Origin of the sequence: Anthropogastromicrobium sp., assembly GCF_037349415.1 — a bacterium.
Lineage (GTDB): Bacteria > Bacillota > Clostridia > Lachnospirales > Lachnospiraceae > Anthropogastromicrobium > Anthropogastromicrobium aceti.
Genome location: NZ_JAXWCK010000008.1, coordinates 1 through 3638 on the forward strand (window position 1 = coordinate 1; position 3638 = coordinate 3638).

Sequence of the window (3638 nt, forward strand, 5' to 3'; positions counted from 1 at the left end):
TTTATTCAAACTCGACTGTTCCTGTAGGCTTTGGTGTAAAATCATACAGAACACGATTGATTCCTGCAACTTCATGTGTGATACGATCTGTAATATGAACCATCACTTCATGTGGAATCTCAGCAGCTGTTGCTGTCATAACATCAGTTGAACATACTGCACGTACAATACAGCACCACTCGAAAGCACGCTTTCCGTTTTTAATTCCTGTTGATCTAAATTCTGGAACAACGGTGAAATACTGCCAGATTTTTCCTGCAAGTCCGTTCTTGTCAAACTCCTCACGAAGAATTGCATCAGACTCGCGCACTGCTTCAAGACGATCACGTGTAATAGCTCCTGGACAACGAACACCAAGTCCCGGTCCTGGGAATGGCTGACGATAAACCATATCGTGAGGCAGACCAAGTTCGTCACCAACAACACGAACCTCATCTTTGAAAAGGATTCTAACTGGCTCTACAAGCTCAAAATCCATATCTTCCGGAAGTCCGCCTGCATTGTGGTGTGCCTTAATGCCTTCTTCTGACTCAAGAATATCCGGCCAAATTGTACCCTGTGCTAAGAATTCAATTCCGTCAAGCTTTCTTGCCTCTTCAGCAAATACTTCAATGAATTCTCCGCCAATAATTTTTCTCTTCTTCTCAGGATCATCAACTCCTGCTAATTTATCAAGGAAACGATCTGTTGCATCAACATAAACCAGATTTGCATTCATCTGATTACGGAACACTTCAATTACCTGCTCTGGCTCACCCTTGCGAAGCAGACCATGATTAACATGAACACATACAAGCTGCTGACCAATTGCTTTAATTAAAAGTGCTGCAACAACAGATGAATCAACTCCACCAGAAAGTGCAAGAAGAACCTTCTTATCTCCCACCTGCTCTTTAATCAGCGCAACCTGCTCCTCAATAAAAGCCTTGGCAAGCTTTGGCGTTGTAATTCTCTCCATGTCAGCTGGACGTCTGATTTTAGTAACATTCATATTAAACTCCTCCTTATTCTTTTCCTTAATTTTGGACTTACTGATTTTTCCGATGCCATTTAACTATTTCATTATACCTAATACAAAAATATTTGACAACCTTTATTTAAGAAAAACAAATTTTCATGTAAGCATGAAATTTGTCCAGATCTAGCAAGACGCGTGAACCGTAACTAAAACTCTTGACACCATCAATTTTCGTGCTATCATTGGATTTTTTACTTCTATCGTATTGATTATGTCATGTCTTACCTGGGTATGGTTATCATCGAAAAAAAATAAAAACAAATTTCAAGCTCTGGCACACATGGATTCTCTTACCAATATTTACAATCGTTATGGATTTGATGAATTAGCGGAAAAAATGATTGCAAAAAATCCAAAGTCACATTTTGTAGTCGCACTCTTTGACATAGATGACTTTAAATTTATCAATGATATCTATGGACATGCCTACGGCGACAAAGCTTTAAAAAATCTTGCTGATAGTATGAAAAACTTTTTTCCATCTAATGCATTACTAGGAAGAAACGGTGGTGATGAGTTCTGTATTTTTCTGCCTAATTGCACATATGACGATGTAAAAGAACAATTGCAGCAATTTGTAAAAATTCCAAAGGTATTTTCATGCAATGGAAAGGAATATCAATTTTATATTTCGCTCGGATATGCTGAATATCCAGCCTTTGCTTCAAACCGTTCTCAGCTCATGCGCTGTGCAGATGCTGCTCTTTATGAGATAAAACTTCATGGAAAAAATGGATGCATGGCTTATAGAAATGGTCTTCAGTTAGGTGCTCGCAAACAACTTGGATTTGCCCTCAAGGATATCTCCGAACATCTTCCGGGCGCTTTTATTATATACAGAGCTGACAAAACTGATGACGAGCTATTTTATGCAAACCACGAGTTTCTTCGCATGACAGGCTATAAAAATATGGATGAACTATTTAGGCTTGCCAAAAAAAGCTTTCGCAACCTGATTAGGGAAGATGAACAGCAAAAGATAGAATCAAGCATTTGGGAACAAATTGACAGCGGCAACGAAAATGATTATATTCACTTTCATCTTCGAAAAGCTGACGGCTCTTATCTTTCTGTACTTGATCATGGAAGAATCGTAAATAGTCAACAATACGGTCGAGTATTCTATGTATTATTTACTGACTGGGAAGACATGCATATTCATTACGGTGATAAATTTTCAGAATAAATAAGACGATGGCGAGCCATCGGGGACAGGTAAAAATCCACCGTTCCTGTCCCCAATGGCTCATTTCTCCTCCACCACCTGGAAAATGAAGAACTTTAGATAATAGCTTTCATCAGCTGCCCACAGAATCGGATGGTCTGGAGCCTGTGTGCGAAATTCCACCTGACGAAGTCTTTTATGGGTTGCTTTTGCTGCTTCTTTTACGGTTTTTGCTAGCAGCTCCTGTGTCATGAAATGAGAGCAGGAACAAGTAGCCAAATAGCCACCGTCTTTTACAAGCTTAAGTCCCTTCATGTTGATTTCACGATATCCTTTGATTGCATTCTTAGTAGCTTCTCTTGATTTTGTGAAAGCAGGCGGATCAAGAATAACTACGTCATATTTTTCGCCTGCTGCAGCAAGTTTTGGTAATTCATCTAACACATTCGCGCAGCGAAAGTGAACTGTATCCTGAAGTCCGTTTAAGCGTGCATTGGCTTCTGCCTGAGAAACTGCGTATTCAGAAATATCAAGTCCAGTAACATCACTTGCACCGGCAATACCTGCATTCAACGCAAATGTTCCCATGTGGGTAAAACAATCCAATACCTTTTTGCCTTTGCATATACGCTGCATAGCAAGACGATTATATTTCTGATCAAGGAAAAATCCTGTTTTCTGACCATTTGCCACATCTACAAGATAATGCACACCATTTTCAATAATTTCCACAGTAGTGTCAAATTCATCCCCGATAAAGCCTTTTACCTTTGGCAGTCCCTCTTTTGTGCGCTCGTTTGCATCGCTGCGCTCATAGACTCCGCGGATTAAGATGCCATCTTTTAGAAGAAGTTCCTTTAAAATTTCCACAATTTCTTCTTTAAAAGCTTCCATGCCAAGAGCCAGACATTCCACTACCAGAACATCTTCATATTTATCAATGACAAGTCCCGGAAGAAAATCTGCTTCACCAAAAATAATTCGGCAAGATGAAGTATCTACCGTTGTCTTACGGTAATCCCATGCATTTTTCACGCGCATTGTTAAAAAATCATGATCAATTACCTGATCTGCTTTGCGAGTCATCATACGTATGCGAATTTTAGAATTTTGATTGATAAAACCATTTCCCATAGGATATCCGTCGAAATCATGTACTGTCACAATATCTCCGTTTGTAAATCTTCCCATAATAGTTTCTATTTCATTATCAAAGATCCAGGCACCGCCAGATTTGATCGTTCGGCCTTCGCCTTTTTTAAGTGTTACAATAGTATTATACATAAAGTCCCCTTTCTGAACTTAATTCAAACTGACTTAAAATAACCCGTTGGAAAACATCATGTTCTCCAACGGGTATACTTAACGCTCTAATAATAGGTAAAGAGCTTTTTTGTTACTCAAATTCTATTGTTGCCGGCGGCTTTCCTGTGCAGTCGTACATTACGCGGTTTA

3 protein-coding genes are annotated in these 3638 nt (G+C 39.2%); 1 reads left to right on the forward strand and 2 read right to left on the reverse strand.

The window, feature by feature from the left end:
• Position 1 precedes the first annotated feature (1 nt).
• Complete coding sequence (gene guaA, locus WJP93_RS00535) at positions 2-958, reverse strand: glutamine-hydrolyzing GMP synthase (RefSeq protein WP_334303535.1); 957 nt, start codon at positions 956-958, stop codon at positions 2-4.
• A 271-nt stretch (positions 959-1229) separates the two neighbouring features.
• Between guaA and WJP93_RS00540 the strand changes: the two genes are divergently transcribed.
• Positions 1230-2204, forward strand: coding sequence for a diguanylate cyclase (locus WJP93_RS00540; RefSeq protein ID WP_337546249.1), 975 nt, complete (start codon positions 1230-1232; stop codon positions 2202-2204).
• A 60-nt stretch (positions 2205-2264) separates the two neighbouring features.
• On the opposite strand, the gene WJP93_RS00545 is transcribed toward WJP93_RS00540, so the two are convergent.
• Positions 2265-3467, reverse strand: coding sequence for a class I SAM-dependent rRNA methyltransferase (locus WJP93_RS00545; RefSeq protein ID WP_308731223.1), 1203 nt, complete (start codon positions 3465-3467; stop codon positions 2265-2267).
• Between the last annotated feature and the right edge of the window lie 171 nt (positions 3468-3638).